The 26,694-nt window shown below is 70.3% G+C and carries 23 protein-coding genes; 17 read left to right on the top strand and 6 right to left on the bottom strand.

Annotated features, from left to right (window positions below; translation table 11 throughout):
- Position 1: 1 nt before the first annotated feature.
- The 11 genes from BM004_RS07615 (at position 2) to rrtA (ending at position 14,592) form a co-directional block, all read left to right on the top strand.
- Entirely contained in the window at positions 2-2,257 is a 2,256-nt protein-coding gene (locus BM004_RS07615; RefSeq protein ID WP_093128502.1) for an FUSC family protein, read from the top strand.
- Complete coding sequence (locus tag BM004_RS07620) at positions 2,257-3,348, top strand: mechanosensitive ion channel family protein (protein ID WP_093212305.1); 1,092 nt, start codon at positions 2,257-2,259, stop codon at positions 3,346-3,348. Before BM004_RS07615 ends, BM004_RS07620 begins: the two co-directional genes overlap by 1 nt.
- 137 nt (positions 3,349-3,485) lie before the next feature.
- Complete coding sequence (locus tag BM004_RS07625) at positions 3,486-4,004, top strand: sigma-70 family RNA polymerase sigma factor (protein WP_093212307.1); 519 nt, start codon at positions 3,486-3,488, stop codon at positions 4,002-4,004.
- A gap of 2 nt (positions 4,005-4,006) precedes the next feature.
- Complete coding sequence (locus BM004_RS07630; RefSeq protein ID WP_093212309.1) at positions 4,007-4,993, top strand: FecR domain-containing protein; 987 nt, start codon at positions 4,007-4,009, stop codon at positions 4,991-4,993.
- Between the two features lie 232 nt (positions 4,994-5,225).
- Positions 5,226-7,856: a TonB-dependent hemoglobin/transferrin/lactoferrin family receptor gene (locus tag BM004_RS07635; RefSeq protein WP_093212311.1), complete on the top strand. Its 2,631-nt coding sequence runs from the start codon at positions 5,226-5,228 to the stop codon at positions 7,854-7,856.
- 70 nt (positions 7,857-7,926) lie between these two features.
- Positions 7,927-10,041 carry a choice-of-anchor tandem repeat GloVer-containing protein gene (locus tag BM004_RS07640; protein WP_093212313.1) on the top strand — a complete coding sequence of 705 codons (2,115 nt, stop codon included), beginning with the start codon at positions 7,927-7,929 and terminating at the stop codon, positions 10,039-10,041.
- Positions 10,042-10,124: 83 nt separating this feature from the next.
- Positions 10,125-12,113, top strand: coding sequence for a choice-of-anchor tandem repeat GloVer-containing protein (locus BM004_RS07645; RefSeq protein WP_143072409.1), 1,989 nt, complete (start codon positions 10,125-10,127; stop codon positions 12,111-12,113).
- Between the two features lie 43 nt (positions 12,114-12,156).
- A complete protein-coding gene (locus tag BM004_RS07650) occupies positions 12,157-12,765 on the top strand; it encodes a biliverdin-producing heme oxygenase (protein WP_093212317.1) in 609 nt (202 codons plus the stop codon).
- Positions 12,762-13,574: a type II secretion system protein N gene (gspN, locus tag BM004_RS07655; protein ID WP_093212319.1), complete on the top strand. Its 813-nt coding sequence runs from the start codon at positions 12,762-12,764 to the stop codon at positions 13,572-13,574. Before BM004_RS07650 ends, gspN begins: the two co-directional genes overlap by 4 nt.
- Positions 13,571-14,008, top strand: coding sequence for a YbaN family protein (locus BM004_RS07660; protein ID WP_093212321.1), 438 nt, complete (start codon positions 13,571-13,573; stop codon positions 14,006-14,008). Before gspN ends, BM004_RS07660 begins: the two co-directional genes overlap by 4 nt.
- Entirely contained in the window at positions 14,005-14,592 is a 588-nt protein-coding gene (rrtA, locus tag BM004_RS07665) for a rhombosortase (protein ID WP_093128729.1), read from the top strand. Before BM004_RS07660 ends, rrtA begins: the two co-directional genes overlap by 4 nt.
- A 178-nt stretch (positions 14,593-14,770) precedes the next feature.
- On the opposite strand, the gene BM004_RS07670 is transcribed toward rrtA, so the two are convergent.
- Positions 14,771-15,115 carry a hypothetical protein gene (locus BM004_RS07670; protein ID WP_093128490.1) on the bottom strand — a complete coding sequence of 115 codons (345 nt, stop codon included), beginning with the start codon at positions 15,113-15,115 and terminating at the stop codon, positions 14,771-14,773.
- A 194-nt stretch (positions 15,116-15,309) separates the two neighbouring features.
- On the opposite strand from BM004_RS07670, the gene BM004_RS07675 reads away from it, so the two are divergent.
- Together BM004_RS07675 and BM004_RS07680 are read left to right on the top strand one after the other, a co-directional pair.
- Positions 15,310-16,020: a response regulator transcription factor gene (locus BM004_RS07675; protein WP_093212325.1), complete on the top strand. Its 711-nt coding sequence runs from the start codon at positions 15,310-15,312 to the stop codon at positions 16,018-16,020.
- Positions 15,986-18,025 (top strand): sensor histidine kinase, encoded by a 2,040-nt coding sequence (locus tag BM004_RS07680; RefSeq protein WP_093212327.1) that lies wholly within the window; start codon positions 15,986-15,988, stop codon positions 18,023-18,025. The genes BM004_RS07675 and BM004_RS07680 overlap by 35 nt, the downstream gene beginning before the upstream one ends.
- A 16-nt stretch (positions 18,026-18,041) precedes the next feature.
- Here BM004_RS07680 and BM004_RS07685 read toward each other — a convergent pair whose 3' ends face one another.
- A complete protein-coding gene (locus tag BM004_RS07685) occupies positions 18,042-19,298 on the bottom strand; it encodes a DUF418 domain-containing protein (RefSeq protein WP_093212329.1) in 1,257 nt (418 codons plus the stop codon).
- The gene (locus tag BM004_RS07690; RefSeq protein WP_093212331.1) at positions 19,295-19,831 is read right to left on the bottom strand and encodes a hypothetical protein; all 537 of its coding nucleotides are present in this window, start codon (positions 19,829-19,831) and stop codon (positions 19,295-19,297) included. The genes BM004_RS07685 and BM004_RS07690 overlap by 4 nt, the downstream gene beginning before the upstream one ends.
- Positions 19,832-19,999: 168 nt before the next feature.
- Between BM004_RS07690 and BM004_RS41360 the strand changes: the two genes are divergently transcribed.
- The gene (locus BM004_RS41360; RefSeq protein ID WP_177206411.1) at positions 20,000-20,770 is read left to right on the top strand and encodes a hypothetical protein; all 771 of its coding nucleotides are present in this window, start codon (positions 20,000-20,002) and stop codon (positions 20,768-20,770) included.
- A gap of 76 nt (positions 20,771-20,846) precedes the next feature.
- On the opposite strand, the gene pcaQ is transcribed toward BM004_RS41360, so the two are convergent.
- Positions 20,847-21,785: a pca operon transcription factor PcaQ gene (gene pcaQ / locus BM004_RS07700; protein ID WP_093212333.1), complete on the bottom strand. Its 939-nt coding sequence runs from the start codon at positions 21,783-21,785 to the stop codon at positions 20,847-20,849.
- A gap of 153 nt (positions 21,786-21,938) precedes the next feature.
- Between pcaQ and BM004_RS07705 the strand changes: the two genes are divergently transcribed.
- From BM004_RS07705 to BM004_RS07715, 3 genes are all read left to right on the top strand, one after another.
- Complete coding sequence (locus BM004_RS07705) at positions 21,939-22,964, top strand: Bug family tripartite tricarboxylate transporter substrate binding protein (RefSeq protein WP_093212335.1); 1,026 nt, start codon at positions 21,939-21,941, stop codon at positions 22,962-22,964.
- A 144-nt stretch (positions 22,965-23,108) separates the two neighbouring features.
- Positions 23,109-24,095, top strand: coding sequence for a Bug family tripartite tricarboxylate transporter substrate binding protein (locus BM004_RS07710; protein WP_093128479.1), 987 nt, complete (start codon positions 23,109-23,111; stop codon positions 24,093-24,095).
- 46 nt (positions 24,096-24,141) lie between these two features.
- A complete protein-coding gene (locus BM004_RS07715) occupies positions 24,142-25,479 on the top strand; it encodes a sulfatase family protein (protein ID WP_093212337.1) in 1,338 nt (445 codons plus the stop codon).
- Between the two features lie 54 nt (positions 25,480-25,533).
- Here BM004_RS07715 and BM004_RS07720 read toward each other — a convergent pair whose 3' ends face one another.
- Together BM004_RS07720 and BM004_RS07725 are read right to left on the bottom strand one after the other, a co-directional pair.
- Positions 25,534-25,887 (bottom strand): hypothetical protein, encoded by a 354-nt coding sequence (locus BM004_RS07720; protein ID WP_093212339.1) that lies wholly within the window; start codon positions 25,885-25,887, stop codon positions 25,534-25,536.
- A 109-nt stretch (positions 25,888-25,996) separates the two neighbouring features.
- Positions 25,997-26,263 (bottom strand): hypothetical protein, encoded by a 267-nt coding sequence (locus tag BM004_RS07725; protein WP_143072410.1) that lies wholly within the window; start codon positions 26,261-26,263, stop codon positions 25,997-25,999.
- Positions 26,264-26,694: the final 431 nt, after the last annotated feature.

Genomic DNA, 26,694 nt, shown 5'->3' on the forward strand with positions numbered 1-26,694 from the left:
GATGCTGGGGCCCCGCGCCGCGCCCCGGGTTCGCGAAGCTCTGCGCATTGCGCTGAGCCACTACGTCGCGAGCGGGCTGACCGTGGCGCTCGGCCTGCTGTTCATCTCGGGCGGCATCCACCTGTGGCTGGGCACCCTCGCGGCCTCGGCCGCCGCCACCGGCGTGATCGTCACCGCGCCGCCCGACCTGCCCGGCCCGCGCCGCGGCAAGTTCTTCCAGATGCTGCCGGCGCCGCTCATCGGGCTGCCGCTGTTCTTCGCGGTGCAGATGCTGCACACCGCGCCCATCCGCCTCGGGCTGCTGCTGGTGCCCGCCACCTTCATGGCCTTCCTGGCCATGGCCTGGGGCAAGCGCGGCATCCCGATCGCGATCGCGGTGATGTTCTCGATGGTCTTCTCCATGGCCACGCCGGCACCCGGCGGCATGGCCGACGCCCTGCAGCGCACCTGGGAGTTCGGGCTGGGCGCGGGGCTGTACGTCATCTGGGCCACGCTGGCCAACCTGGCGCTCAACGGGCGCTTTCGCACGCAGTCGGTGGCCGACGTGCTGTATTCGCTGGCCGCGCTCATGCGCACCGAGGCCAGCCAGTTCCTGCCGCAGGACGAGACCCGCGACGTGCGCGACACGCCCGCGCCGCTGCTGGGCCAGCTGCTGCGCGAGCAGGCCGCGCTGGCCGACCAGCTGCAGGCCACGCGCGACATCGTGCTGGAGTCGCCGCGCACGCCGCGCCGCCAGCGGCTGGCCGCCATGCTGGTGATCGTGCTCGAGATGCGCGACCAGCTGCTGGCCAGCGAGCTCGACCTCGACACCCTGCGCGCCCACCCCGCGCATGCCGAGGCGCTCATCGAGATGCGCACCGTGCTCGAGGAACTGTCCGACGAGACCATCGCGCTGGCCGACGCCCTGCTGCTGCGCCGCCAGCCCGACGCCGTGGCCGACCGCCGCCCGCGGCTGGCGGCCATCCACGTGTCCGCGGACGACAGCGCCAATGCGCTGGGCGGCACCGGCGGCCACATCGGCCCCACGGCGGCCATGCTCGCGCGCGGGCTGGCAAGCCGCATCGGCCACATCAACGACGAGGTGCTGCGCCTGTCGGCCATGGCGCGCGGCGACGCCGAGCCCAACCTGGCCGTGGTGCGCGCCAACTGGCAGATGTTCGTGAGCCCGACCGACTGGTCGCTGCGCCCCTTCTTCACGCTGTGGCGCTGGGACCAGCCGCCGCTGCGCCACGCCATTCGCGCCGCGCTGGCCATTGCCGCGGGCTACGCCATTGCCGTGTCGATGCCCTGGGGTTCGCACGACTACTGGATCCTGCTGACCATCGTGGTGGTGCTGCGCGGCAGCCTGTCGCAGACGCTGGAGCGGCGCAACGCGCGCGTGGCCGGCACGCTGCTGGGCTGCGTGCTCGCGGTGGGGCTGCTGTCGGCGCATCCGTCGGCGCTGATGCTGCTGGTGATCGTGACCGTGGCGCAGGCCATTGCGCACAGCTTCGCGGTGCGCCGCTACCTCATCACCGCGGTGGCGGCCACCGTGCTCGGCCTGGTGCAGGCCCACCTGCTGAACGTGGGCGTGGCGCCCATCTTCGCGCTGTTCGAGCGCATTGCCGACACGCTCATCGGCGCCACGCTGGCCTGGGGCTTCTGCTACGTGCTGCCTTCGTGGGAGCGCACGCAGATCCCGGCGCTGGTGGCGCGCGTGCTCACCGCGCAGGCGCGCCATGCGCGCCTGGCGCTCGGCCTGGGCCAGCTGCAGGCCGTCGACAGCAGCCCCGAACTCGAATGGCGCCTCGCGCGCCGCGAGGCCTACGACAGCCTCTCCGCGCTGGTGCAGGCCACGCAGCGTTCGCTGTCCGAACCGCGCGCGGTGCAGCCGCCGCTGGAGCCGCTGGAGCACCTGCAGGCCCACAGCTACCAGCTGCTCGCGCAGCTGAGCGCCGTGAAGTCGATGCTCGTGCTGCGGCGCGACCGCCTCACGCCGGGCGAGGTCGAAGGGCCGATCAGCCGGACTTCGCAACGAATCGAAGCCGCCATCGGAACTCTGCCCACCACCGGGCCCTCTCACCCCGAGAGCCCGGGTTCGACCACCGTCGGCGGTCCGATCCCCTTGCCTGACCCGTTCGACAACGACATCAGCCCCTGGCTGCTGCGCCGGCTCGATCTGGCCACGGCACTCGCCACGCAGCTGCGCGACGACGCAGCGCGCATTCTTCAACCTCTGAACGAGACAACGGAACAAGCAAAGACGACCACCGCCTGATGATCAAAGAGATACTCGCCCACCCCTGGTTCGGCACATGGGTTGCCGCCCTGATCGCAGTTCCCCTTTCTCTTCTCGCCCACCGCATCGGCGGCCTTGTGTTGAGGCGGATCACCCGCCCGGCCCCGACGATCCACACGATGGTGGTCAATTGCAACGCCGCGGCGCGCATCGTGCTGCCGCTGGTTGCGCTCAATGTGGTGTGGCAAGGCGCGCCCGACGACCTGCGCTTCATCGGCAACGTGCGCCATCTCACCGGCCTGCTGCTCATCGCGTCGACCACCTGGCTCGCGGTGAAGGCCATCAGCGGTTTCGCCGACGGCGTGCTCGCGCAGAACCCTTCCGACATCGCCGACAACCTGCAGGCGCGCCGCGTGCTCACGCAAACCCGCGTGCTCGCGCGCACCGCCGCCACGGTGGTGCTGGTGGCCGGCGGCGCCATGATGCTCATGACCTTCCCCGGCGCGCGCCAGGTGGGTGCGAGCCTGCTGGCCTCGGCGGGTGTCATCGGCATCGTGGCCGGCCTGGCGGCCAAGCCGGTGTTCAGCAACCTCATTGCAGGGCTGCAGATTGCGCTGGCGCAGCCCATCCGCATCGACGACGTGCTGGTGGTCGAAGGCGAATGGGGCCGTGTGGAAGAGATCACCGGCACCTTCGTGGTGATGAAGATCTGGGACGAGCGCCGGCTGATCCTGCCGCTGACCTACTTCATCGAGAAGCCGTTCCAGAACTGGACGCGGCATTCCTCGCAGCTGCTGGGCGCGGTGTTCGTCTACGCCGACTACGGCATGCCGCTCGCGCCGCTGCGCGAAGAGGCCGAGCGCATCGTGAAGGCCGCGCCCGAGTGGGACGGCCGCTTCTTCAACCTGCGCGTGACCGACGCCACCGAGCGCACCATGCAGATCCGCGTGCTGTGCACGGCCGCCACCTCGGGCCTGGCCTTCGACCTGCGCTGCAGCGTGCGCGAGGGGCTCATCGACTTCATGCAGCGCGAGTACCCGCAGTTCCTGCCGAAGATGCGCATCGAGACCGACGGCCCGCAGGAGCGCGAGCAGCCGAGGGCGATGCCCGGCGTGGCCTCCATCGGCTGAATCGCCTGGATCGCCTGGATCGCCTGGATCGCCTGGATCGTCAAAAAGGCCTGACCGGATTGCGGAGAAAGCCGAAAGCAAGAAGATAAGAATCATTCTCAACTATCATTGAGAATTCCTTCTTACAGCTTGCTTCCATGCTCGGCGCGTCTTCCCCCTCGCAGGACCTTTTGCATTCGCTCTACAGCGAAAACCAGCGGTGGCTGGTCCAGTGGTTGCGCCGCAGCACCGCCAGCGTCCATGAAGCCGCCGACCTGGCACAGGACACCTTCGTGCGGGTCGTGCAGCGCTGCCCCGACGAGATTCGCGAGCCCCGCGCCTTCCTGGCCACCATTGCGCGCGGCGTGCTCATCGACCATTGCCGCCGCATGGCGCTGGAGCGCGCCTACCTCGAGATGCTCGCGCGGATGCCCGAGGCCTGCGCGCCGTCGCCCGAGGAGCGCGCCATCGCGCTGCAGACCCTGGAGCAGCTCGACCGCATGCTCGACGGCCTCGGCAGCAAGGCCCGCAGCGCCTTCCTGCTGGCCCAGCTCGACGGCCTGCCCCACCGCGAGATCGCCTCGCGCCTGGGCGTGACCGTGAGCTCGGTCGAGAAGTACATCGCCGGCGCGTTCCGCCACTGCTACCGCATCGCCTACCAGGACGGCGCGGCGTGAACATGGGCGCCAAGGCCGAATTCAGCGCCGGTCCCGACGACACCGTCGTCGACCAGGCCATCCACTGGCTGATGCGGCTGCAGTCCGGCCAGGCCTCTCCTTCCGACTGGCAGGCCTTTCGCGACTGGCGCGAAGCGCGCGCCGACCATGCCGTGGCCTGGGAGCGCCTGCAGGGCATCCAGGCCCGCTTCACCGAGCTGCCGGCGCAACCCACGCGCACCGTGCTGGAGAACGCTCGCAAGGACGTCACCCGCCGCCGCGCCATGCGCACGCTGGGCGTGGTGCTCGGCGGCGGCGTGGTGCTGTGGCTCGTGCGCGCGCAAGCCCCGGCGGATTCCCTGCTGGCCAGCTACGGCACCGGCGTGGGCGAGCAGCTGCGCGTGGCGCTGGACGACGGCAGCATGCTGGTGCTGGGCTCGTCCACGCGCGCCGACGTGCGCTTCGACGCGAACGAGCGCCGCATCCTGCTGCGCCAGGGCCGCGTGATGGCCACCACCGGCGCCGACGCCGACGTGGCGCAGTCGCGGCCCTTCTTCATCGAGACCGGCCACGGCCGCGTGCGTGCGCTGGGCACGCGCTTCTGCGTTTCGCTGGGCGCCGACGGCAGTGAAGTGCAGGTGTTCGAGGACGCCGTGCGCATCCGCCCGGCGGCCGGCACGGCCACGCGCACGCTCGAGGCCGGCCAGCGTGCCTGGTTCGACGCGCAAGGCGTGCACGACGCCGGCCCGCTCGAGGCCGACGCCGACGCCTGGGCCGACGGCCTGCTGGTGGCGCGCGAGATGAAACTGTCAGACCTCGTGGCCGAGCTCGCGCCCTACCGCCGCGGGCGCCTGGCCTGCGACGCCGACGTGGCCGAGCTGCGCATCTCGGGCGTCTTCAGCCTCACCGACACCGACCGCACGCTGTCGCTCGTCGAGAAGACGCTGCCCGTGCGCGTGGCCACCGCCACCCGCTACTGGGTCACGCTGAAGGCCAGGGCGCCGCGCTGAGCACGCCGGGAGCGCGCCCCGCGGCGCGCTGAACACGCCGGAACGCGCCGCGCGGCGCGGCGCGCCGTCCCCACCCTCGCTGAAATTCTTTTGCCGGTCCGTTGCGGATTCGCGCATCTCGTTCGACCTATTCCACAGAGCGGCTCGAAAGCCGCCGCACTTTCCGAGTTCACGGACCCCACGGCAGTCGCCACCCCGTTCAGCCACGAAGGGCTTACCAAAGGATCCGCAGATGTCTTCCCCCCGCCCGCCGCACGCCCGTGGCGAGCCTCGCCATTCCCTGCTCGCGCTGGGCATCGCCGCCGCGCTGTGCACCGTGTCCCACGGTGCAGCGCATGCGCAAGCCGGCGCCGCCCCCTCACCCGCACCCGCGCGCGCCGCCGCCGGCGCGGCCCTCAGGACCTACAGCATCGGCGCCGGCCCGCTCGACGACGCGCTGCAGCGCTTCGCGCGCCAGGCCGGCGTGCTGATCTCGTTCGACCCCGCCGTGGTGCGCGGCCTGCGCACCGACGGCTTCAACGGCGAGGCCAGCGTGGCGGGCGTGCTGGGTGCGCTCATTGCGCCGCACCCGCTGGCCGCGCAGAGCGACGGGCCCGACGCGTGGCGCATCCGCGCGGCGCCGCGCCCGGTGGCGCCGCCCGCCGGCGGCATGCCCTCGGCCTCGGGCGGCGACCTGCCGCCGGTGGTGGTCACGGCCGACCGCGACGCGCGCCAGCGCGCGTACGACACGCCGGCCTCGGTGGCCGTGATCACGCGCGAGGACATGGACCGCCTGCCGCCGCGCAACACCAGCGACGTGCTGGCCGACGTGCCGGGCCTGTACACCTCGCAGGGCCGCGACAACCCCGGCGTGTCGGTCAACATGCGCGGCCTGCAGGACTTCGGCCGCGTCAACGTGATGATCGACGGCACGCGGCAGAACTTCCAGCAGAGCGGCCACGGCTCCAACGGTTCGGTCTACCTCGACCCCGAGCTGCTGGGCGGCGTGGACATCACCAAGGGCGCGAGCTCCACGGTGGGCGGCGCCGGAATGATCGCGGGCATCGTCAACTTCCGCACGCTGGAAGTGGACGACATCGTGCGCGAGGGCCAGACGCTGGGCGCGCGCGTCAACGCCACCTCCGGCACCAACGCCTACAGGTTCGCCGGCAGCACCGCGCTGGGCATCAAGGCGAGCCCCGACGTCGACGTGGTCATGGTCGCCAGCCGCAAGAAGATGGGCATGTTCGAGATGGGCCAGCGCGGCTCCATTGCCGACAACGAGGGCCTGGACAAGGTGGTGCACGGCGTGAACCGCCTCACCAAGCAGGACCAGAGCTCGGCGCTGCTGAAGGGCACCTGGCGCTTGGCGCCGGGGCAGCAGGTCAAGCTGAGCTACGTGGGCTTCGACGCGAAGTTCGGCGAAAACAGCGACAGCGGCGTGGAGGCCGGCGGCGGCGCCATGATGAACCACGTGCGCAGCGACACCCTGTTGGGCAACTACAACTGGAAGCCGGCCGGCAACCCGTGGATCGACCTCGCGGCCAGCCTCTACTACACGCGCACCAGCAACAAGGCACACCGCGCGGCCGGCGGCCTGCTCGACGGCAACGAATACAACCTGCAGTACCAGACCAGCACGGTGGGCGGCACGCTGCAGAACAGCTCGGGCATGAAGCTCGGCCCGCTGGACGCCGTGTTCAAGACCGGCGGCGAGTTCTTCCAGGACAAGACCGACCCCAAGGCCCAGTCGCTGAGCGTGGGCGCCGACGCCGGCACCACCGCGCTGTACACCGGCGCCACGCCCGCGGGCACGCGCACCGTGGCCAGCCTGTTCGGCGAGCTCAGCCTGCTGCGCGGCGACTGGCTCGAAGTGACCGGCGGCATGCGCTACGACTGGTACGGCCTGCAGGGCAGCGGGCGCATGCGCGTGGGCTCCATCGCCAACCCGGCCGGCGTGCGCCCCGCCACCACCGCGCTGTTCACCAACTTCGAGACCGACCGCCACAACGGCGCCATGTCGCCGAAGATTTCCATCGCGGTGAAGCCCGTCGAGCAGGTGCAGCTGTTCGCCAACTTCGGGCGCAGCATGCGCCCGCCCGCGCTCACCGAGACGCTGCTGTGGGGCCAGCACGTGGGGAGCCTGTTTCCGTACTACCCCAACCCCAACCTGTTCGCCGAACGCGCGCGCACCTGGGAGGTGGGCAGCAACGCCAACTTCAGCGACCTGCTGGCGCGCGGCGACAAGCTGCGCATGAAGGCCGCGTGGTTCAACAGCCGCGTGAACAACTACATCACGCAGGCGCGCGTGATGTCGCCCATCAGCACCGCGGCGGGCGGCACCTTCGGCCCGTATTCGTACGTGAACCTGGACGACCCGTTTCGCAACCGCGGCCTCGAGCTGCAGGCCGACTACGACGCGGGCACCGTGTTCGGCGGCATCAGCTACACGCACCTGATCGTGGACACCGGCACGGGCGGCTACGACCCGTTCCCGCTCGGCAGCCTCACCGGCTACCCGGCCAGCGGCACGCTGGGCAAGGCCAACGGCGCCAACATCCAGTACGTGCTGCCGCCGCGCAAGAACCTCAGCGTGACGGCGGGCGTGCGCCTGCTCGACGGCAAGCTCACGGTGGGCGGGCGCATGAGCTTCCAGTCGCCCAGCAACAACCGCAGCAGCTGGACCGCCGACAACGCCGAGACCTACAACGGCAAGGCCTGGCACCTGTACGGCCTGTGGGCCAGCTACGAGATCAACAAGCACCTCACGTTGCGCATGGCCGTGAACAACCTGCGCGACCTGAACTACGCCGAGATGCAGGGCGCCGCGTACTTCGCCGGCCCGGGGCGCACGGCCACCGTGACGCTGTCGGCCCGGTTCTGACACCGCCGCAACCCCCTTGCGCTTCGCTTTTTCCCTTCTTTCCATTTCCTTCTTGCGAGATCGAATCCGTATGCATTCCCTTGCCCCGAAACTTGGCGCCGCGCTCGCCGCCGCCGCCACCACCGCCGCCATGGCCGCGGTGGTCGCCGGTGCCACCCTGGCACCGCCCCCCCTGCACGCACAGACACGCGTTTCCGGCGTCACGTTCACCAGCCTCGCCTCGTTCCGCCCCGCGGGCGACGACGTCACCACGCCCGACGGCACCGTCGGCTGGCCCGGCGCGCGCAACCCCACGGCGCCGCCGCTGTATGCGCTGCGCCCGGGCACGACCACCGGCCACCTGTACGGCGGCTTCCTCGGCAACGGCCTGGTGGGGGGGCGCCCGTTCCTGTACACGGCCACGGGGCTCTACAGCATGCAAGCCGGCGTCTCCATCTACGAGCGCCTGCCCTACGACGTGCTGAGCGACCTGCAGGGCCGCGTGAGCAGCACGCCCGTGCAGGCCAGCGACGGGCGCATGTACAGCGTGATGACCAGCACCAACGGCGAAGCCAACGCCGGCAAGAACGCGCCGAGCAACTACACCTACTCCGCCACCGTCGGGCTCGGCCTGCTGGTGCGCACCGACGCCGACGGCACGCACGCGCAGGCACTGCCGGCCACCATCGGGCAGATGCACTCGCCCAACGGCGCGCTGGTGATCGACGCCGACGACAACCTGTACGGCATCGACAAGGGGCCGCAGGGCAACGGCCGCATCTTCAAGCTCGACCTGCGCAACACCGGCGCCGCGCTGGAAACGCTGCACACCTTCCCGGCCGGGCCCAACGGCATGAAGCAGGTCGCCAACGACCTCATCATCGGCAGCGACGGCGTGCTCTACGGTGTCACCGCCTACAACCGCGGCCTGCCGCTGCACGCGACCACGCCCACGGCCACCGACACGCCCACCGGCACCGCGTACCGCATCGACCCGAAGAACGCCGCCTCCTTCAAGGTGCTGCACACCTTCACCCTCGCGGAGGGCGAAATCAACGTGCTGGACAACGCGAGCGACGAAGGCTTTCGCCACTACCCGAGCGGCCAGCCGTTCGTGACGGGCGATGCCGGCGAGGCCACGCTGCGCAGCATCGGCAGCGGCCAGCCGGCCGCCCTGTCGTCGCTGGTCGACGGCGGCGACGGCTACCTGTACGGCGGCACCTCCACGGGCGACTGCTACCACTACATCAGCCCCCCGGCCGTGACGACCGGCCTTCGCTACATCTCGCGCGACAGCCCGCTGTGCGGCTTCCGCTCGTGGACCGGCACCACCGGCACGCAGCACACCACCCCGTACCCGCACTACGACGGCCCCAAGCCCTTCGGCACGCTCTACCGCATCGCCAAGGACGGCAGCGGCGGCCTGCAACTGCTGCACACCTTCAGCGACAGCGACGGCGCCACGCCGCGCGGCCAGATGGCGCTGGGTGCCGACGGCGCCATCTACGGCACCACCCTGTCCGGCGGCGGCAACGTCTGCATCAACCTGGCGACGCGCAACGCGGAAGTGGGCTGCGGCACCATCTACCGCATCAAGCCCAGGTCGATCACGCTCGACGGCAACGGCCAGGCCGGCAATGCCGGCTTCGAGGTGGTGCACGTCTTCTCGGGCAACGACGGCCGCGTGCCGCTGGGCATCCGCACGGGCGCCGACGGCCGGCTCTACGGCGTGACCTCCATCGGCGGCAGCTACACCAACAGCACGGGCCAGGTCGTGCCCACGCCCTACGGCACCGTGTACCAGCTCTCCACCGACGGCGGCCCGGTCACGGCCAGCGCCAGCCTGATCGCCAGCCCGGTGCAGTTCAACGCCGGCGGCAGCACCACGCTCACCTGGACCACCAGCAACGCCACCAACTGCTCGGCCGCCTCGTCGGCGGGCGACTGGAAGGGCCCCGTCGACACCTACGGCAGCCTGGTGCTCACGCCCAAGGCCGGCACCTACCGCTACACGCTGACCTGCAACGTGAACGGCTCCGCCGCCGGCGCGCAGGTGTCGGCCACCACCACGATCTTCGTGGGCACCGTGGCCACGGCGGAAGACGGCAACCTGGTGAGCTACGGCAACGGCGGCGGCGGACCGGTGTCGCCGCTGGCCCTGCTGCCGCTGGCCGGCCTGTGGTGGCTGCGCCGCCGGCGCGACTGATGCGCCACGCCCTTTCCACCCTTTCCACCCTTTCCGGTTTCATCGTCCATCGATCAACGCCCTCGCGGGCAACGAGAAATTCCATGCGTCACCCTTCCCGATTCGCCCTGCAAGGCAGCGCGCTCGTGCTCGCACTCGCGGCCGCCGGCTACAGCAGCGCCCTGCTCGCGCAAACCGCAACCACGGCCGCCACCTCCGGCTTCAAGCCCGAAGTCCTCGCCCGCTTCACCGGCACCACCGGCGCCGCCATCGGGGCCATGCCCACCTCACCGCCCCTGGTGGGCAAGGACGGCCGGCTCTACGGAACCACCAAGCTCGGCGGCCCGTCGATCGGCCCCTTCAACTTCACGGTACAGGGCACCGCCTACAGCGTGCCGGCCACCGCGAGCGGCACGCCGGGCCATTCGTCGGTGCTGCTCGGCAACCTCGGCAGCGCCAGCTCGACGCTGGCGCAGGACAGCGCGGGCACCTTGTATGCCGGCGCCGCGTTCTCCGAATACAACAACGTCAACAACGCGCTGCTCGGCGCGCCCGTGATGTTCACGCTCAAGCAGGGCGTGCCGGCCGCGTGGACGCAGCCCAGCCTGAGCGACACCTACCAGAAGGCGATCAGCCCGCGCGGCCAGCTCGCCATCGACGACGCGGGCAACGTGTACATCGGCTCCAGCGAATCGTCATCGCGCTGCGTCGCCGGCACCACGCAGAACCAGCTCTGGCGCGTGACCCCGGCCGGCGTGTTCCAGCGCGTCGTCGACTTCTGCAAGTTCATCGACGCGTCGGCCAGCGCGCAGCTCCACCACAAGGGCGGTGCCTCGGTGTCGCACGTGTGGAGCCAGCGCGACCAGGCGCTGTACGCGCTGACCTCGGTCACCGCCACCGGCGTGTTCGACCCCACGGCCACCTCCGACTACCTCGGCCGCTCGGTCGGCACGCTGGTGAAGATCGGCAAGGCCGCGCTTGACGAAGGCGCGGCGAACAACGGCGTCATCGACACCGGCAAGGTCGAGCTGCTGCACACCTTCCTGCGCGGACGCGACGGCGAGCCCGCCGCCACCAGCGACCGGCTGTCGGGCGTGGTCGAGGCGGGCGACTGGCTCTACGGCACCGGCTACTCGAACAACCCGACCTCCTCGAACGTCCCCAGCTCCGAGGTCTACAGCGGCACGGTGTGGCGCGTGAAGAAGAACGACCCGTCCTCCTTCAAGGTGGTGCACAGCTTCCGCGGCACCGGCACGCTGGCCGCCGACGGCACGCCGGACGGCGACGGCGGTACGCCCTACGGCCCGATCGTGTTCGCCGCCGACGGCAACATCTACGGCACCACCAAGCGCGACGGCACCATGGTGTACCGCTCCGGCACGGGCGTGGTCACGCCCGTGGGCGCAGGCACGCTGTTCCGCATTCGCGTGGGCACGGCGGGCGACCATTCGGACGACGTGTACGAGGTGCTGCACCGCTTCGACTCCGCCACCGAAGGCGCGCACCCGGTGGGCCTGAGCGCGGGCAGCGCCGCCAACGGCATGCAGAAGCTGTACGGCGCCACGGCGTACGGCGGCTCGGGCCAGGTGCTGAACACCGCGTCGCCGGAAGGCGGGATCGCGGGCAGCGGCACGGTGTTCTCGCTCGACGTGCCCGTGTCCAGCGTGAGCTTCACCACACCGCTGACCGCTTCGGCCAGCAGCGTGCGCGCTGGCGACACCGTGCGCCTGAGCTGGGACGCGGCCAACGCGGCTTCGTGCACGGCCGGCGGCAGCAACGGCGGCGCCTGGCTCGGCGCGCAGCAGACCCGCGGCAGCGAGGTGCCGGTGGTGCTGCGCACGGCGGGCAACAACACGCTCACGCTGAGCTGCCAGAGCGACAGCGGCGGGCTGGCCGCCACGTCCAGCGTGGCGGTGACCGTCACGGCGGCCAGCGCCACCACCACGCCCGGCACGTCCACCGGCGGCACCACGGTGACGGGCATCAGCCCCGGCGCCGGCCGCAGCGAAAGCGGCGGCCCGCTGAGCGCGTGGCTGCTCGCGCCGCTGGCCGCGCTGGCGGCATGGCGTGGCCTGCGCCGCGGCCCGCGCTGATGCGGACCCAAGCTTCTTTCCCGAACCCACTCCCACAACGACCATGACACCTTCGCACATTCCCGGCGCGCTCCCCGCGCACGCCCTGTCCCAGCGCCTGAAGACCGAAACCGCCGTGCAGCACGAGCGCATGCACCAGCTCATGGCGCAGGCCGATCCGTTCGCGAGCCGTGCCGCCTACGCCCGCTTCGTGGCGGCGCAGTACCTGTTCCAGCGCGACGTGGAGCACCTGTTCGCCGACCCTGCCCTGCAGGCCGCGGTGCCCGACCTCGACACGCGCGGGCGCCAGGAAGCCTCGCTCGCCGACCTGGCCGACCTGGGCGCGGCGCCGCCGCAGGACGACATTGGCAGCACGGGCGCCACCATGCCCGGCGCGCTCGGCTGGCTGTACGTGTCCGAAGGCTCCACGCTGGGCGCGGCCTTCCTGTTCAAGGAGGCCCAGCAGAAGCTGCAGCTCGACGCGCAGTTCGGCGCGCGCAACCTCGCGGCCTACCCCGAGGGCCGCGCGCAGGCATGGCGGCGCTTCGTCCAGTCGCTCGACGCGCTGCCTTGCGACGACGCCGGCAAGAACGCCGTGGTGGCCGGCGCGAACGCGGCCTACGACCGCTTCGGCGCGCTGCTGGCCACGCACTTCGAACTGCCCGAGGAATGAAACGCTGGGCGGTTCTGGGCGCCGTGTGCGGTGCGCTGGCCACCGCCGCGGCGCAGTGGCCGGCCGCATGGGCCGTGGCCGGCGCCGCCTCGCGCGCCAGCGGTGGGCGCGTGCAACTGGCCGACGTGCGCGGATCGGTCTGGAATGGCTCGGCCGTGCTGGTGCTCTCGGGCGGCCCCGGCAGCAACGACGCGCGCGCACTGCCGGGCCGCGTGGCGTGGCAGGCGCGGCCTTCGCTGCATGCGGCGGGCGACGACGGCATGGCCCCGGGCCTGCGCATCGCCATCGCCCAGGACTGCTGCCTGCGCGAGCCGCTGCGCCTGGGCGTGCGCGCGCACGCCGGCGGCGTGGAAGCCCGCGTCGGCGCGCTCGACTGGCAGGTGCCCGCCAGCCTGCTGCAGGGGCTGGGCGCGCCGTGGAACACGCTGGGCTTCGAAGGCGGCCTGCGGCTGCAGGCGCAGGCGCTGCAATGGCAGCGCGGCCAGGGCGGCAGCCGGCTGCAAGGGCAACTGGCGCTCACCGCCGAGCGCATCTCTTCGCGCATCGCGCCGCGCCGCTCGCTGGGCAGCTACCGCCTCGAGCTCGACGCGCAGCCGCCGCAGCGCGGCGGCCAGCCCGGGCGCACCACGCTCCAGCTGCGCACGCTGCAGGGCATCCTGAAGCTGGCGGGCGACGGCGAGTGGCTGGCGGGCCAATTCCGCTTCCGCGGCGAGGCCCGGGCCCAACCTGGTGAAGAATCGGAGCTGGCGAACGTGCTGAACCTGATCGGCAACCGCCAAGGCCCCATCACCCTGAGAGTGCTGCGTTGAAGCCAGTTCCCCGACCGACCTCCCCGCTCACGCGGGCCCTGCTGTACGGCTTTGCCGTGCTGTGCCTGGTGCTGGGCCTCATCGGCGTGGTGCTGCCCGGCATGCCGACCACGGTGTTCATCCTGATGGCCGCCTGGGCGGCGGCGCGCAGCTCGCCGCGGCTGCATGCGTGGCTGCTGAACCACCGGCTGTTCGGCCCGCTGCTGCACAACTGGGAGAACGGCCGCACCGTGAGCCGGCGCGCCAAGTGGAGCGCGACCATCACCATGGCCGTGTGCGCGGTGATCGTGTCGTTCACGGCGCACCGCCCGTGGCTCGCCGGGCTGGCCATCGGCTGCATGGCGACGGTGCTGGCGTGGCTGTGGTCGCGGCCACCGCCGCCACCTCCGCCACCGCCGCCACCTCAAGCGTCACCGCCTCCTTCTTCTGCGTGACAGCGAACGCTGTTCAATGGCGCGCGCCGCTTGCGCTGGCCGCGCTGCTGCTGTTGCTGCAGGCCGGCGGCGAGCCGGTGCGCGAGGCGCTGCGGTACGAGCGCGGTGCCGTGCTGCACGGCGAGCTGTGGCGGCTGTTCACCGCGCACGCGGTGCACCTGGGGTGGACCCACGCGCTGCTGAACACGGCCGGGCTGCTGCTGTGCGCGGCCCTCGCGCCCGCATCGCTCGCGCGCCTGTCCTGGCCGCGGCAGGCGCTGTACCTGCTGGCGCTCGCCGGCACCGTCTCGCTGATGCTGCTGCTCTTCTCGCCGCACGTCGGCAACTACGTGGGGCTGTCGGGCGTGCTCTACGGCCTGTTCGCGTGCGTGCTGTTCGCGCAGGCCCGCCGGGGCGGCCGGCCGGAGGCCGCGGCGCTGTTACTGCTCGCCGCGTGGGTGGCGTGGCAGTGGCTGGCCGGCCCTTGCGCGCAGGAGGAGCGATGGATCGGCGGGCGCATCGTCGCCCAGGCGCATCTCTACGGGCTGCTGGGCGCGGCCGGCTTCGGGGCGGCGATGGCGTTCAGGGCGCGGCGACCGGCGTGATCCTGCGGATCTTGAGGAGAGGAAGCCATGAACTGCGCTCGGCAAGACAAAGCAAGTTCTCCGCACCGGGAGTGCGAAGCTCGACAAGCTGGGGAAAGACAGCCAGCGGATTGTGAAAACTCGTCAACAGTTCGTCTGCCGCTGTCCGTGGCGACGGGTCCCGTTCACACCGGTCTCTTCATCCCCTGTGCGCGAAGCCGAACCGCACCAGGAACAGCTCGGCGCGCGCCAGCACCCAGCCCGCGGCCAGCTCCCATTGCGACGCCGGGGCCCAGTGGTGCACCTCGGCGTCGCCGGTCGCGCACAGGCTCACGCTGCCGGTGGTGGCCACGCGGTGCCCGCCGCCTTCGGCCAGCACCGTGCGCACCGGCACCATGGTGTCGGCCAGCCACAGCGGCGGCCCGTTCACCGTCACCTCGCCCTTGTGAACCAGGAGTTGCGTGCCCGCGCGCAGCGTGGTGTGGAACGACTCACCGGCATGCAACACGGTAGTGATCGGTTGGAGCTTGGAATGAAATGTCATCTGGGCCACCTGCCTTTGGAAGCGGTTGAACGAGCGAGGGAGGCGGCCCTCGCAGCCACGCGACGGGATCGCGATGCGGCGGATTGTTCCGGCTGCGCGGCCGGCGGTCTGTCGCTATCCATAGCTACCCCTGCATTCCAGTGAGCGCGGCAGGTCACATTCGGTGACAATCCGCTTCTTCCCACTGGCAAGCCATGCTGAACCCTTCCGCGCCGTCACCGATACAGGTCGCCTTCGTCGAAGACGAGCCGGTCTTCGCGGACGCGCTTTCGGCCGCCATCCGAGAAGCGCCCGGCATGCAGCTGCACAGCGTGGCGCGCAGCCGGCGCGAAGCGGGCGCCATGCTCGACCTGCCGGCGGCGCACGTGCTGGTAGTCGACCTGGGCCTGCCCGACGGCTCGGGCGTGGAGGTGATCCGCGCGGCGCAAGGCGCCTGGCCCGACTGCACGGTGATGGTGAGCACCGCCTTCGGCGACGAGGCGCACGTGCTGCAAAGCCTCGAGGCCGGCGCCACCGGCTACCTGGTGAAAGACAGCTCGCCCCACAACATCGTCGAAGAGATCCGGATCGCGCACGCCGGCGGCAGCCCTCTCAGCCCGCTGGTCGCGCGGCGGCTGCTCGCGCGTTTCAAGCACAGCCTCTGCGCCACCGCGCCGCAGGCGGCCACGCTCGGTGTGAGGCCCGAGGCGCCGCTGCCGGCCGAGCAGGCGCAGCTGTCGCCGCGCGAGCGCGAAGTGCTGGAGTACATCACCAAGGGCTTCAGCTACGAGGAGATCGCCGGGCTCATGGCGGTGTCGCGCAACACGGTGCTGAGCTTCGTGCGACGCATGTACGCCAAGCTCGAGGTCCGTTCGCAGCTGGAAGCCATTCATGAAGCCCGCAGCCAGGGCCTGCTGGCGCCCTAGCCGGGCCCTTGCGGCTTTGCTGCTCTTCGTCGCCGCCTTCTGCGCCGCGGCGCAGGGCGACGCAACGCTTTGCGCGCACCAGTTCACGCAGGCGCGCGTGCTCACGCAGTTCGGCGTCACGCCGTCGGACGAACCGCCGCGCCGACTGGAGGCTGCCATGCTCGCCGGTGCCGCAGCGGACAGCGGCAAGGCGAACTGGCAGGAGGTCGCCCTGCCCTACACCTGGCCGCGCGCCGTGTTGCCCGACGCCACGGCCGGGCGGGCCGCGCGGGCGCCGTGGCAGGTGACGTGGGTCGAGTTCGACCTGCGCGGCCTGAACGGCCTGAGCGGCCTGAGCGGCCTGAGCGCAGCGCAGGCCGAAGACGCCTACCTCTACCTGCCGCGCTGGCAGACCATCGGCCGCATCGCCGTGTACGCGGACGACCGCCTCATCTACCGCTCGAGCGGCGACGTGGTGTGGAACAGCTTCAACTTCCCGCTGTGGATGCCGCTGGACGGTGACGGCGCCGCCAGCACGCCGCTGCCGTCGGTGCTGCGCCTGCGCATCGAGAGCCTCACCAGCGCGGGCGGCGCCCTGTCCAGCGCGTGGGTCGGCCCGCGGCCGGCGCTGGAGCCGCGCTACCAGTGGCGCAGGCTGCTGCAGTCGCGCATCTCCGAGATCATGAGCTTCGCGGTGATGGGCCTGGGCCTGTTCGCGCTGCTGGTGTGGCTGCTGCGCCGCCGCGAGAGCATCTACCTGCTGTTCGCGGTGTACACGCTCTTCATGGCGCTGCGCGGGCTGCACTACTACATGGGCGTCGAGCCGCTGCCCATTCCCTCGGCGTGGTTCGGCTGGATCACAGTGAACTCGGTCAACGCGCTGCTCGTGACTTGGTACTTCTTCGTGGCCACGCTGGTGCCGAAGGCGCCGCGCTTCGTGGGGCGCGCGCTGCTGGCGCTGCTGGCGGTGTCGTGGATCGTCACCATGCCGGCGCTCGCGGTGTTCCCGCCCTTCGAAGCGATGGCGCCGCTGTCGTACCTGCTGACCATCCTGGCGGGCCTGCCCGCCGTCGTCACCATCGCGTGGGTGGCGTGGCGGCAAGGCTCGCGCGAAGGCATCCTCGCCTCGTCGGTCGGGCTGGTCGACCTGCCCGTGGCCATTCACGACTGGCTCATGCAGAACTACATGGCCAGCCCCGAGGACGTGTACCTCTGGCCCGTGTCGACCACCGCGCGGCTGGTGATGTTCATCTACATCATCCTGCGGCGCTACGTGGGCGCGGTGGACGAGGTCGAGCAGGCCAACGTGCGCCTGGCCGAGCGCCTGCGCGAGCGCGAGGACGAGCTGGCCGCCAACTACGCGCAGCTGCGCGAGGTGCAGCAGCGCGAAACCCTGAGCCGCGAACGCCAGCGGCTCATGCAGGACATTCACGACGGCATGGGCTCGCAGCTGATGAGCGCGCTGAAGGTGGCCGAGGCCGGCAAGCTCAGCGAGCCGCAGATGGCGATGGTGCTGCGCGAGTGCATCGACGACCTGAAGCTCACCGTCGACTCGCTCGAGCCGGTCGAGGCCGACCTGCTGCTGCTGTTGGCCACGCTGCGCTACCGCCTGCTGCCGCGGCTGATCGACGCCAACCTGCGCCTGCGCTGGGAAGTGGCCGACGTGCCGCCGCTGATGTGGCTGGACCCGCGCAGCGCGCTGCACATCCTGCGGATCCTGCAGGAGGGCATCTCCAACGTCATGCAGCACGCGGGCGCCACCGAGCTGCGCGTGGCCACGCGCGAGGAGGCGCTCGGCGTGTCGGTGATCCTGCTGGACAACGGCCGCGGCTTCAGCCCGCGGCCCGAAGGCGCGGCGGGGCGCGGGCTGTCGAACATGGTGCGGCGTGCGCGCGCGGTCGGCGGCGAGGTGACGTGGGAAGCCACGCCAGACGGCACGCAATTCAAGCTGTGGCTGCCGCTGCGCCAGGAGCACATGGACGGCCTGGCCGACTCGACCTTGTCGATGCCGGCCACGCTGGCCTGACGGCGAACTTCGCGCCCTATGTGCCTGAAGCGGAAGCAGGAGAGCCAGGCACAGGCCTGCGCCGCATCGGCGGCAGCGCGAGATTCGTGAACGCGCGCAGCAGCCACTCGACCGGCCCGTAGGCGAAGCGGCGCATCCACCAGCGGCTGAGCACCAGCTGGCACGCGAAGATCGCGAAGGCGACGGCCGTGGCCGCGATCGGGCCGACCGTGCCGATCCACCGCAGCCCGTAGGCCAGGAAGATCCACGCGCACACCAGCGACTGCCCCAGGTAGTTCGACAACGCCATGCGCCCCGCCGGCGCGAGCACGCGTTCGAGCACTCGGCCGCGCGGCGTGAGCATGAACAGCACCAGCGCCGAGGCGTACGCGGCCGAAAGAAACGGTGCCGTCAGCAAGGTGGCCGAGAGCCCGTAGAACTCGCGCACCGAGCTCTCCAGGCGAATCGACGGCCAGGCATACACCGCGGCCCCCGGCAGCCCGACGGCCAGTCCCCAGAACAACAGCCGCCTGAACAACGCGCGGTGCGCGCCCGCGTTCGCGAACAGTCCGCGCCGCCCGGCGATGAAGCCGGCAAAGAACATCGCGAGCGCCGTCGGCGCCTGCACCAGCCCCGTGATCCACCAGATCTGCAGCAGCTCGCGCACGTGCTGCGCGATCACCGTGGCAGGTGTGCCGCGGTAGGCCGCGAGCGCGGCAACGGCCTCGGCATAGGCGCCGCGCGTGTCCATCGGAATGCCGGCCTTCACCAGCAGGTAGCCGATGCCGCCCCACAGCAGCGAGGTCACGAGCACCAGCCCCGTGGCGAAGCGCGCCAGCAACACATCGCTGCGCCGCCGCAGCATCAGCAGCACCGCGCCGATCACCGCGTAGGTGGTGAGGATGTCGCCGTGGTACAGCAGCACCGCGTGCGCGAGGCCCAGCACCCACAGGCCCAGCAGCCGGCGCGCCATGCGCGGCGCAAAGCGCTTGCCGTCGCGCTGCGCCGACTGCATCTGCAGCGTGAAGCTGTAGCCGAAGAGAAACGAGAACAGCAGGTAGAACTTGGTCTCGAAGAAGAAGGTGCGCACGAACGACGCCGTGCGCTCGGCGAGCGACAGCGCCATCGGGTCGGGCACGCTCGCGCCGTAGTAGGTCGACGAGAAGGTGGCGATGTTGACCACCAGGATGCCCAGCAGCGCGAAGCCGCGCAATGCGTCGACGAGCGACTGGCGCTGCGCCGCCGCGTCCGCGTCGTGCAGTGCCTGCGCCGGCTGCGTGGGCGGGGTGCTCATCCGCCGGCCAGCAGCGCGTCGATGTGCGCCCGCGCGCCCTCGTCGTCCAGCGCCTCGCGCGGGTTGATGCGCATGTCGAACGCCTGCAGGCACCGGTCGAGCTCGCCCAGCGCCGCCTCGTCGTCCTTCACGCAGAGGATGTAGGCGTTCTCGAAGGGCAGCAGGTCGACCAGCCGCAGGCCATGGGGCTTCAGCGCCGAGTTGATGTGCTCCAGGAATGGCAGTTCGTACTGCAGCATGGAGGGGTCGATGCTGGCCTGCGACCAGTCGACGTCCTGCATGAGGTCGATCACGAAGTTCACGTTGCAGGCCGACAGGTCCAGCCCGGCGAGCGGGCGCAACGCGGGCACGCCGCCGAAGTATTCCTTCCACTCCTCGTAGACGACCAGGCCCTGCTGTCCGAGCTGGTCCGCGAGCCAGTGCAGCACGTCGAGTTGCGCGCTGCCCGGCGGGCGTTGCGCGCGCAGCGGCTGCGGGTCGAGCAGGGGAACGCAGTGCGCCAGCGCGTCGATGAGGTTGTCGATTTCTTGCATGTGTGGTGTGAACGATGAGCGCGGCTCGCGCGAGGGTGGACCGCGAACTCTAATCGCACGCGCGACGCGCGCACCGCCAAAGACCGTGGCCGGTTCAGCACGCGCCGATCGCCGATACTCCTGCCCTTTTTGAAAAATCGCCGCACCGACGGCAAGAGGGAGAAGCACATGATTTTTGTCTGGTCTGGCCTGGGGTTCCTGGTGATACCCATCGTATTCGTCACCTCCATGGCGGTCACGCTGGTGCTGGAGAAACTGCTGGGCGTCATCGGCCACGGCGAGTGGCTGACGACGGCCATCGGGCTCGGCATTCTGGCCGGCGCCGCGGCCAACTGGTTCATCGGCAAGAAGCTCAACAGCACGCCGCCGCGCGAGCTGATCGATGCCAAAACCAATGAGACGGTGCTGCTCTACAAGCGGCACAAGTTCTTCTGGATTCCGATGCAGTACTGGTCGTTTCCGGTGGTGGCCGTCTCGCTGATCGTGCTGTTCTCGCAGTCGGGCCATGCGGCGCCGCCGGCCCGCGGCAACAGCCTGCCGCCCCTGCAGGCACTCGTCGAATGCAAGGGTGCGGCCAGCGGCATCGCAGCCTATGCCGACAAGCTCGAGGAAGGCACGCTCGCCGGCTGGGCGAAGAACCCGGAGCTCAGCACCTTCATGTCGGACGTGTGGCGCATGCCCAAGCCCATGACCGTCACCGTGGCCGGCCTGCAGACACAGGACGTGCGCTTCGGCAGCTACGAGCTCGGCAACTACGCGGTGCACGCCGTGACCGATGCCACCGACCTCGACGCCGTTGCGCGCCAACTGGGCCTGCGCGGCGTCGACGGCCGCGGCTTGGCGCGCGAAGCCGGCAAGGGTGCGTGGATCGTGGCGCGCCAGTTCAAGGGGCGTGTCGAAGTGGGTTGCGAGTACCCGAACCCGCGCATCGCGGGCTGAGCACGCGGCGCACATCTCAGGTGATCTCAGGCGATCTCAGGTCACCTCAGGTGATCTCAGGTCGCATCAGCTCCCGTCAGGTCTTTCGGGCGCCGACGATCGCGCGGATTTCCTCGATCAGCAAGCGCGCGCCCTCGGCGATCTCCCCGGCCCCGCTGTTGCGCCGCACGGTGAGCCCCACCGGCCCTTCGGTGCTCGCGGTGTCCAGCGCCACGCGCTTCAACTCGCCGCGCGCGAGCAGCCCTTCCACCGCGCCCTGCGGTGCGAACCACACGGCCTCCGAACGCTGCAGCAAGCCGAGCGCGAAGCTCGTGTCGGTCGCTTCCACCAGCTGGTTGGGCAATGCGAAGCCTTGCGCGATGAGGAAGGCGTCGGCCGTGTGCCGTATCAGCGTGCCCGACACCGGCAGCACCAGCGGGTAGGCCGCCAGCGCGTCCAGCGTCGGCTTGCGCCGCGCCGCCAGCGGATGGCCGGGCCGCACCACCAGCCGCAGCGGCTCGCTGTACAGGTGCTCGAACGCCAGGTCGGCCATGGCCGAGGCCTGCGCGAGGCGGCCCAGCACCAGGTCGATCTCGCCCTGGCGCAGCTGCGTCATCAGCTGCGCGTTGGTGCCGCTCACCACGCGCACGCGCAGCGACGGGTGCGCCGCGTGCAGCCGGGCCACGGCCTCGGGCAGCAGCTCGCCCGCCATGTTGGGCAGCGCGCCGACCACCACGCGCAGCTGGTCGGCGTCGGGCTGGTCCATGGCCAGGCCCATGCCTTCGCGCAGGCCGCGCAGCGCCGAGACGGCGTGGCGCACCAGCACCTCGGCCGCGGGCGTCAGCTCGACCCCCCGGCGGCGGCGCAGCAGCAGCTGGCGGCCGACGATTTCTTCGAGCTCCGCGATGGTCTTGGACACGGCCGGCTGCGTGAGCGACAGCGCGCGCCCCGCGCGCACCAGGTTGCGCTCCTGCGCCACCATCACCAGGCACTGCAGGTGGCGCAGCTTCAGGCGCGCAAAGTTCATGGCTGACATGGCGGTTCCATCTGGAGAGGCATCGTTGAAATATAACGAGAGGGAATACCTGGCGGAAGAGCTTTCAGTTGTGCCCGCCCGGCCACCCTTCTAGAGTTGCCTTCCATGCTGCCCCGTACCGGCATGGCAGCACCGAACCACAAAGAGAGACACATGACCACCGGCCACCTGATGACCACCTTCGGCGGCGCCCGCCGCCGCCTCGCCCTTGCCGCCGTTGCCACCGCAGCGGCCTGCGCTGCGCTGTCGCTGGCCGCGCCGGCCGCGGCGGCGGACGCCCCTTCCCCCGCCTACCCGGCCAAGGCCGTGAAGTTCCTCACCAACTTCCCCGCCGGCGGCCCCATCGACATCCTGGGCCGCGCGCTGGCCGACGCGCTGCAGAAAGACCTGAAGCAGCCCTTCATCGTCGACAACCGCCCCGGCGCGGGCGGCAACATCGGCGCCGACCTGGTGGCCAAGAGCCCGGCCGACGGCTACACCGTGCTGCTGGGCATCGACAGCACCTTCACCATCAACCCGCACCTGTACCCGTCGATGCCCTTCGCGGCCAAGGACCTGAAGCCGCTGATGGTGTTCAGCTCGTCGGGCCTGAGCTTCGGCGTGGCCTCCGGCGTGAAGGCCAGGACGCTGCCGGAGTTCATTGCGCAGGCCAAGGCCGAGCCCGCCACCTTCAGCTCGGCCGGCAACGGCAGCCCGGGCCACATTGCCGCCGAGATCTTCGCGAGCGACACCGGCGCCAGGATCACGCACGTGCCCTACAAGGGCAACGCGCCGGCCGTGCTGGCGCTCATGGGCAACGAGGTGCAGGCCGGCATCCTGGCCACGCCGGGGCTGCTGCCGCAGGTGCAGTCGGGCAAGCTGCGCGCGCTGGCCGTCACCGGCAAGCAGCGCTCGCCGCTGCTGCCCGAGGTGCCCACCGTGGGCGAACTCGGCCTGAAGGGCCTGGAGTTCGAGGTGCTCTACGTGGCCATGGTGCCCGCCGCCACGCCCGAGCCGGTGATGCAGACGCTGCGCCAGTCGCTGCACAAGGCCATGGCCCTGCCCGAGATCAAGACACGCCTGGCCTCGCTGGACATGGTGCCCCTGGCCGAGACAGGCGCCGCCGCCAGCGAGCACCTGGCCGGCAACCTCGCGCGCTACGGCCGCATCGTGAAAGCAACAGGCATGAAGGTCGATTGAGCCGCACGTAACGCCTTCGGGTTAACCCCGGCGATGGTTGATTTGATCAATCGAATGCCGGGTCTACAGAATCGTCGGCAACCGCGAACCTCGCGGCCACACTCACAGGCCAACACCCTGAACGACGACAAGGAACCGACCATCATGCTGCCGACCCGCCCCCTCTCCCGCCGCCTTGTTGGTTTGCTGGCCATTGCCGGCGCCGTGGCCTGCCTGGCCACCAACGCCGCCGCGCAGGCCAAGCTCGACAGCCCCCTGCACCTGGTGGTGGGCTACGCACCCGGCGGCGCCACCGACCGCGTGGCGCGCATCGTGGGCGACAAGCTCGGCGCCAAGCTGGGCGTGGCCGTGGTGGTCGACAACAAGCCCGGCGCGGGCGGCCGGCTGGCCGCGCAGCAGGTGAAGATCACGCCCGCCAACCAGAACGTGCTGATGCTCGCCAACCCCGCCGTGATGGTGGTGGCGCCCCTGGTCTTCAAGGACAACAACTACGACGCCGAGCGCGACTTCGTGCCCGTGTCGCACGTGAACGACTACAACTTCGCGCTGTCGGTCTCGCCCACGCTGCCCGTGCGCGAACTGAGCCACCTGCTCGCCTGGATGCGCGCCAACCCCACGCAGGCCAACGTGGGCGTGCCCGCCACCGGCAGCCTGCCGCACTTCTTCGGCCTGATGATGGGCGAGAAGGCCAAGGTGCAGACCCAGGTCATCGGCTACCGCGGCTCCGCGCCGCTGCTGAACGACCTGATCGGCGGGCAGGTGCCCATTGCCGTGGACACCGAAGACGTGGTGCTGCCGCAGCACGCCGCGGGCAAGCTGCGCGTGCTGGCGCTGTCGGGCGCCAAGCGCTCGCCTTTCGCACCCGACATTCCCACCTTCAAGGAAGCCGGGCTCGACCTGTCCGCCACCGGCTGGAACACCTTCTTCGCGCCCAACAGCATGCCCAAGGCCAAGGTCGAGCAGCTGGCCACGGCCATCCGCGAAGTCATGCAGGACCCCGACACCCAGCGCAAGTTCAAGGACTCGGGCATGACCCCCGTGGTGAGCACGCCCGCGCAGACCGCCGCCATGCTGAAGGCCTACCGCGCGCAGTGGGCGCCGGTGGTGCAGAAGTCGGGCTACCAGCCCTGATCGAGCCGATCGCCTAACAACAACCAGACCAGACCAGTCCAGAGACATGACCAGACCCAACATCATCTTCATCGTGGCCGACGACCTCGGCTATGCCGACCTGGGCTGCTACGGCGGCCGCGACGCCGCGTTCGGCCCCGTGTCGCCGGTGCTCGATGGGCTGGCGGCCAACGGGCTGAAGCTCACGCAGGGCTACGCCAACTCGCCCGTGTGCTCGCCCACGCGCTTCGGCATGATCACCGCGCGCTACCAGTACCGCCTGCGCGGCGCGGCCGAGGAGCCCATCAACAGCAAGAGCCGCGGCAGCACCACGCTCGGCCTGCCGACCGACCACCCCACCCTGCCGTCGCTGCTGAAGGCCGGCGGCTACCAGACCGCGCTCATCGGGAAGTGGCACCTGGGCTACCCGCCCACCTTCGGGCCGCTGCGCTCGGGCTACGACGAGTTCTTCGGGCCCATGTCGGGCGGTGTCGACTACTTCACCCACTGCGACTCCACCGGCCGCCACGACCTGTGGTTCGGCGAGGAAGACAAGCAGGAAGAGGGCTACCTCACCGACATCCTGTCGAAGCGCGCGGTGGACTATGTCGATCGCATGGCCGCGCTGCAAAAGACCGATGACGGCAAGGACGCGCCCTTCTTCCTGAGCCTGCACTACACCGCCCCGCACTGGCCGTGGGAAACCCGCGACGACGCCGAGAAGGCGCCGCTGGTGAAAGACAACCTGTTCGACCTGGCCGGCGGCAACATCCACGTGTACCGCCGCATGATCCATCACATGGACGAAGGCATCGGCTGGATCATGGCCGCGCTGCACAAGCACGGCATGGCCGACAACACGCTGGTGGTGTTCACCAGCGACAACGGCGGCGAGCGCTTCTCCGACAACTGGCCGCTGGTGGGCGGCAAGATGGACCTGACCGAAGGCGGCATCCGCGTGCCATGGATCGCGCACTGGCCCGCCGTGATCGGCAAGGGCGGCGAGAGCACCCAGCTGTGCATGACCATGGACTGGTCCGCCACCATGCTCGACGCGGCCGGTGTTGCAGCCGACCCGGCCTACCCGCTGGACGGCGTGTCGCTCATGCCGGTGCTGAAGGACGCGAAGCAGAGCTTTCGCCGGCCGCTGCACTGGCGCATGAACCACCGCGGCCAGGAAGCCCTGCGCGATGGCGACTGGAAGTACCTGAAGGTCGACGACAACGAGTACCTGTTCAACATTCCGGCCGACGAGCGCGAGCGGGCGAACCTGGCGAAGAAGGAGCCGGAACGGCTGGCCGCGATGCGCGCGGATTGGGCGCAGTGGAATGCGACGATGCCGGCGATTCCGGAGGATGCGACGGTGAGCCTGGGGTATTCGGTGAAGGATATGCCGCAGCGCTGAGCTGCCACGTTTGTTCCTGACGCCGGCACCGACTCGGGGCCGGCCACACACCGGCTAAGGCTGGCAAACGACGTCTAACCTTGCCGTCAACTCGCCCGCCGTGCACAGGGCGAGCATTCGGGCGCCCTTCTTCCAGAGGAACTTGCAGTTGGCCAGTCCAGTGCCGGCGCACGCCACCATTTCGGGCCGGCCTGTGCACCTCGAATCGCCTGAGCCGCACGTGTCGGCATCGGGCGCATGGAAGGGTTTCCAACCCGCCTTGATCATCTTCGCGCGCACCGCGCCGTAGTCTTCTCCCTTCTCGAAGGAAGGAGCATCGCTTGCCGCGATGGCCAGGGGTCCAAGCAGAAGCGCGGCGGTCCAGACCATGAGGAAGCGGGAAACGAGGCTGTTCGAAAAGTTGGGCATACCGAATTCCTTGAGTGAGCCATGGCACGTGGCAAGAGCCGGGCGCGTGCTTCGCATCGAGAACGCCGCCGCCACGAGAAGTGGTGCGGCAGCGGCGCTTGGGCGAGCCCTACGCTCTCAAGCTTGCTTGCACCAGTTCATCCACATCTTCCGCCAGATCCGCGGCGATCCACAGCATCCTGTCTCGCCGCATCTCTCCCGCTTCTTCAAACCAGCCGTTGCCGCTTCCGTAGCAGCACCAGAGCAGCGTCTTCAACTGCGAGGACTTGATTTCGAGGAGGTCTCTTGCTTCGTCGCCCGAGAGGCAGGCGTATCGGGAGGGGCGTGTCCGGCGGAATTTGGGTGTGGGACGCCGGGCCATAATTCGAACAGCCATGGGGTGTGCTCCTTGTAGAAGATTTGCACGTCATGTGGTCAGACGGCCAGGGTGTTTGCTTCACCCTGGCCGTCGCCTTTGATACCTCACGTTCGCATCGGTGCGCGAGCGCATCGACAACCCGCCGTGAGGCGAGCGGTTCACTCATTCATTCGCTGGTGGGTGTGGGCATTCCTTTCACGGCATTCGCCGCCCCTGTAGCGGGGCGCCTTGCTGCTGGGGCATCACTTTAGATAAGCGAAGCCGGGCAAGGGAAAAGAATTCGTCGAGAAATTCTCGAATCGAAGAGGTATCTGCCGGGGCTCGGCCCGGGGACACAAACAATGACAGTTGCAGCGCTGTCACGCGCCGGAAGCAGCGCACAGGCGGCTGCTTCCGGTGGTGAAGTCGGGCTCTACCGAGCTGACGCGCCGTGGCGCTTTGCGCTGCGC

This window comes from Variovorax sp. OK212, assembly GCF_900112425.1.
Classification (GTDB): domain Bacteria; phylum Pseudomonadota; class Gammaproteobacteria; order Burkholderiales; family Burkholderiaceae_C; genus Variovorax.

What these genes read in the sequence shown, in the direction of transcription:
- BM004_RS07650 (WP_093212317.1), top strand. Translation starts at nt 12,157, where the DNA reads ATGACACCTTCGCACATTCCCGGCGCGCTCCCCGCGCACGCCCTGTCC.
- BM004_RS07725 (WP_143072410.1), bottom strand. Translation starts at nt 26,263, where the DNA reads ATGGCTGTTCGAATTATGGCCCGGCGTCCCACACCCAAATTCCGCCGG.
- BM004_RS07620 (WP_093212305.1), top strand. Translation starts at nt 2,257, where the DNA reads ATGATCAAAGAGATACTCGCCCACCCCTGGTTCGGCACATGGGTTGCC.
- BM004_RS07675 (WP_093212325.1), top strand. Translation starts at nt 15,310, where the DNA reads ATGCTGAACCCTTCCGCGCCGTCACCGATACAGGTCGCCTTCGTCGAA.
- BM004_RS07720 (WP_093212339.1), bottom strand. Translation starts at nt 25,887, where the DNA reads ATGCCCAACTTTTCGAACAGCCTCGTTTCCCGCTTCCTCATGGTCTGG.
- BM004_RS07625 (WP_093212307.1), top strand. Translation starts at nt 3,486, where the DNA reads ATGCTCGGCGCGTCTTCCCCCTCGCAGGACCTTTTGCATTCGCTCTAC.
- BM004_RS07715 (WP_093212337.1), top strand. Translation starts at nt 24,142, where the DNA reads ATGACCAGACCCAACATCATCTTCATCGTGGCCGACGACCTCGGCTAT.
- gspN (WP_093212319.1), top strand. Translation starts at nt 12,762, where the DNA reads ATGAAACGCTGGGCGGTTCTGGGCGCCGTGTGCGGTGCGCTGGCCACC.
- BM004_RS07670 (WP_093128490.1), bottom strand. Translation starts at nt 15,115, where the DNA reads ATGACATTTCATTCCAAGCTCCAACCGATCACTACCGTGTTGCATGCC.
- BM004_RS07635 (WP_093212311.1), top strand. Translation starts at nt 5,226, where the DNA reads ATGTCTTCCCCCCGCCCGCCGCACGCCCGTGGCGAGCCTCGCCATTCC.
- BM004_RS41360 (WP_177206411.1), top strand. Translation starts at nt 20,000, where the DNA reads ATGATTTTTGTCTGGTCTGGCCTGGGGTTCCTGGTGATACCCATCGTA.
- BM004_RS07705 (WP_093212335.1), top strand. Translation starts at nt 21,939, where the DNA reads ATGACCACCGGCCACCTGATGACCACCTTCGGCGGCGCCCGCCGCCGC.
- pcaQ (WP_093212333.1), bottom strand. Translation starts at nt 21,785, where the DNA reads ATGTCAGCCATGAACTTTGCGCGCCTGAAGCTGCGCCACCTGCAGTGC.
- BM004_RS07615 (WP_093128502.1), top strand. Translation starts at nt 2, where the DNA reads ATGCTGGGGCCCCGCGCCGCGCCCCGGGTTCGCGAAGCTCTGCGCATT.
- BM004_RS07685 (WP_093212329.1), bottom strand. Translation starts at nt 19,298, where the DNA reads ATGAGCACCCCGCCCACGCAGCCGGCGCAGGCACTGCACGACGCGGAC.
- BM004_RS07645 (WP_143072409.1), top strand. Translation starts at nt 10,125, where the DNA reads ATGCGTCACCCTTCCCGATTCGCCCTGCAAGGCAGCGCGCTCGTGCTC.
- BM004_RS07680 (WP_093212327.1), top strand. Translation starts at nt 15,986, where the DNA reads ATGAAGCCCGCAGCCAGGGCCTGCTGGCGCCCTAGCCGGGCCCTTGCG.
- BM004_RS07630 (WP_093212309.1), top strand. Translation starts at nt 4,007, where the DNA reads ATGGGCGCCAAGGCCGAATTCAGCGCCGGTCCCGACGACACCGTCGTC.
- BM004_RS07710 (WP_093128479.1), top strand. Translation starts at nt 23,109, where the DNA reads ATGCTGCCGACCCGCCCCCTCTCCCGCCGCCTTGTTGGTTTGCTGGCC.
- BM004_RS07640 (WP_093212313.1), top strand. Translation starts at nt 7,927, where the DNA reads ATGCATTCCCTTGCCCCGAAACTTGGCGCCGCGCTCGCCGCCGCCGCC.
- BM004_RS07690 (WP_093212331.1), bottom strand. Translation starts at nt 19,831, where the DNA reads ATGCAAGAAATCGACAACCTCATCGACGCGCTGGCGCACTGCGTTCCC.